4 protein-coding genes and 1 pseudogene are annotated in these 2,208 nt (G+C 59.6%); 1 reads left to right on the forward strand and 4 read right to left on the reverse strand.

Going from position 1 to position 2,208, the window contains the following annotated elements; all coding sequences use genetic code 11:
- Positions 1 to 637, forward strand: a 637-nt coding sequence (locus EOA22_RS31190) for an amino acid ABC transporter ATP-binding protein (protein WP_164756094.1), incomplete at its 5' end; no start/stop codon positions are given.
- Between the two features lie 150 nt (positions 638 to 787).
- Here the strand turns inward: EOA22_RS31190 and EOA22_RS37835 are convergent.
- The 4 genes and pseudogenes from EOA22_RS37835 to EOA22_RS31205 form a co-directional block, all read right to left on the reverse strand.
- On the reverse strand, positions 788 to 1,051 hold the full coding sequence (locus EOA22_RS37835) for a hypothetical protein (protein WP_063170684.1): 264 nt from the start codon (positions 1,049 to 1,051) through the stop codon (positions 788 to 790).
- A gap of 40 nt (positions 1,052 to 1,091) precedes the next feature.
- Positions 1,092 to 1,220, reverse strand: coding sequence for a hypothetical protein (locus EOA22_RS39645; RefSeq protein WP_275955654.1), 129 nt, complete (start codon positions 1,218 to 1,220; stop codon positions 1,092 to 1,094).
- Between the two features lie 75 nt (positions 1,221 to 1,295).
- Positions 1,296 to 1,511: pseudogene (locus EOA22_RS31200) on the reverse strand (IS1 family transposase); the annotation flags it as partial.
- Positions 1,512 to 1,633: 122 nt separating this feature from the next.
- On the reverse strand, positions 1,634 to 2,182 hold the full coding sequence (locus tag EOA22_RS31205; protein WP_245478730.1) for a hypothetical protein: 549 nt from the start codon (positions 2,180 to 2,182) through the stop codon (positions 1,634 to 1,636).
- Positions 2,183 to 2,208: the final 26 nt, after the last annotated feature.

The following is a 2,208-nucleotide window of genomic DNA, read 5'->3' on the forward strand; positions in this document are numbered from 1 at the left end:
CATCTGTGGTCCGTCCGGCTCCGGAAAGTCGACACTGATCCGCTGCTTCAATCGCCTCGAATCGCATCAGGAGGGCGACATCGCCGTCAACGGCATCCATCTTCACCCAAAGATGAAGAACGTCGCCGACGTGCGCAGCAATGTCGGCATGGTGTTCCAGCACTTCAACCTGTTTCCGCATCTGACCGTGCTGATGAACTGCATGGCCGGGCCGATGTGGGTCAAGGGCGTTTCCGCCGCCGAGGCACGCAAGACCGCGCTGCAGTTCCTGGAGCGCGTGCGCATTCCCGAACAGGCGAACAAATTCCCGGTCCAGCTGTCGGGCGGCCAGCAGCAGCGCGTCGCCATTGCGCGAAGCCTGTGCATGAAGCCGGCGGTAATGCTGTTCGATGAGCCGACATCGGCACTCGACCCGGAAATGGTGTCGGAAGTGCTCGATACGATGACCGGGCTAGCGCGCGACGGCATGACTATGGTTTGCGTCACTCATGAAATGGGCTTTGCACGGGCGGTGGCCGACCGCGTCATCTTCATGGATGCCGGCCAGATAGTCGAGGAAGGCAAGCCGGACAGCTTCTTCGGCAATCCTCAGCACGATCGCACCAAGCTGTTTCTCAGCCAGATACTGAAGCACTGATACGCACATTTTGCCAAGCCAATGGCGGTGAGGGTAGTGGGTCAGTTATTCAGCGATAATGCGGACGGTCTCTGCTATGGTGGAGCGCAAGTCTCCACCCGTGCCGCCGCTCGCATCTGAAAGCGTCGGGCGCTTTCAACAGCAAGATGGTTAGGCTCCCACTCGCTGATCGGGATAAGGCTCGTTGCGGATTAGCTCGAACGTCGCTTTTACCACAAACAGCGGCGCGGTTGTACCGGCATGAACTTGCAATGCGACTTGGCGGAATGTGCCGTTCGGCATCTGGTCCTTGGCTATTTCGAGCAACGCCCTTGCTGCCTCATCTTCGGCAGAAGCTAGGGTTGGAAGGTCTGTGCCTTCCGTGTCCGGGTATGAGGTTCCATTGTCGACTAGATCGAAGAAGAAGCGGGCCATTTAGCCCTAATCGCGAACCCTCAGAAATGTTTCATTGCTACTACATCTCAATCAGGGCGTAGGCCACGCCGAAGATTGCAAGCGTTGCAGCCGCAAAAAACGCCCAGCCTTTTAAGGCGGCGCGCACATCCTCTGGCTTCGCGCCCTTCTGATTATCGTATTCGTCCATAGTAAAGACCCTGGTTCATCGGTCTGTCTTGATACCAACATCAATCGGCAGTGGGCAACCCTTCGGTGGGGTCTGTCAGGCGAACGCGCGCTTCTTATAGGAGCCGCGCACCGCCGGCTTCTCGGATTCCTTCGCTTCGATCAGGGCCACGATATCGCCAAACTCCCAAAGTTTGCCAGTCACGCCAGCGGCCATTGCCGGGGTCAGCCGCAAGGTCGCATGGATACGGCCAAAATTGTAGTACATGAAGTGAAGCGCCACGGCGTTGGCGTGAGCCTCCACCTTTTTGGAACTGGCGCCGGTGACGAGAAATGTGGCGCTGAGCCTGACTCCTGCTCGGCCTATCGCCGTGTCAGGCGGCCCTGCTTGCTGCGCCGTCGTTCGAATAGGCGGGGAAGTCCGTGTACCCCACTTCACCGTTGCGGGTGTAATAGACGGACCGGTCCGCCACAGCCAATGGCCAGCTGGCGCGGCCTGGGCATGCTCGACGTCATTGAAGCCGCCGCACCATATGAACGCGCCGGGGAACAACGCTCGCGCCTTGGCGAGCATGTCATGGTCGAGATGGCGCGCCTCGAACGTGACCGATTCCATGTTGCCGTCGGGCAGCAGCTCATAGAGCAGATGGACATAGGCCACGCCGCGGCGCCCGAGCTGCTCGACGATGTACAGGAACGTCTCCTCGACGAGGCGATCAGCGGGCATCGAACCATATACTTGCCGAACGGTGAAAGGCGAACCCCCACGCGTCCCGGGCCGAATTCCGCCACGACCGCGTCGACGACTTCCATCAGGAAGCGCGTACGATCTTCCATGCTGCCGCCGCCATAGCAGTCTGTGCGGGTGTTGAGCACCGAGTTCATGAACTGCTCGATCAGATAGCCATTGGCGGCATGGATCTCGATTCCGTCAAACCCGACCTCCCGGGCATTGGCGGCGGCTTTGGCGAAGGTTCCCACCATGGCCGTCACTTCCTCGGTGCTGAGCG

It is taken from the genome of Mesorhizobium sp. M7A.F.Ca.US.014.04.1.1 (genome assembly GCF_003998745.1).
Taxonomy (GTDB): Bacteria; Pseudomonadota; Alphaproteobacteria; order Rhizobiales; family Rhizobiaceae; genus Mesorhizobium; species Mesorhizobium ciceri.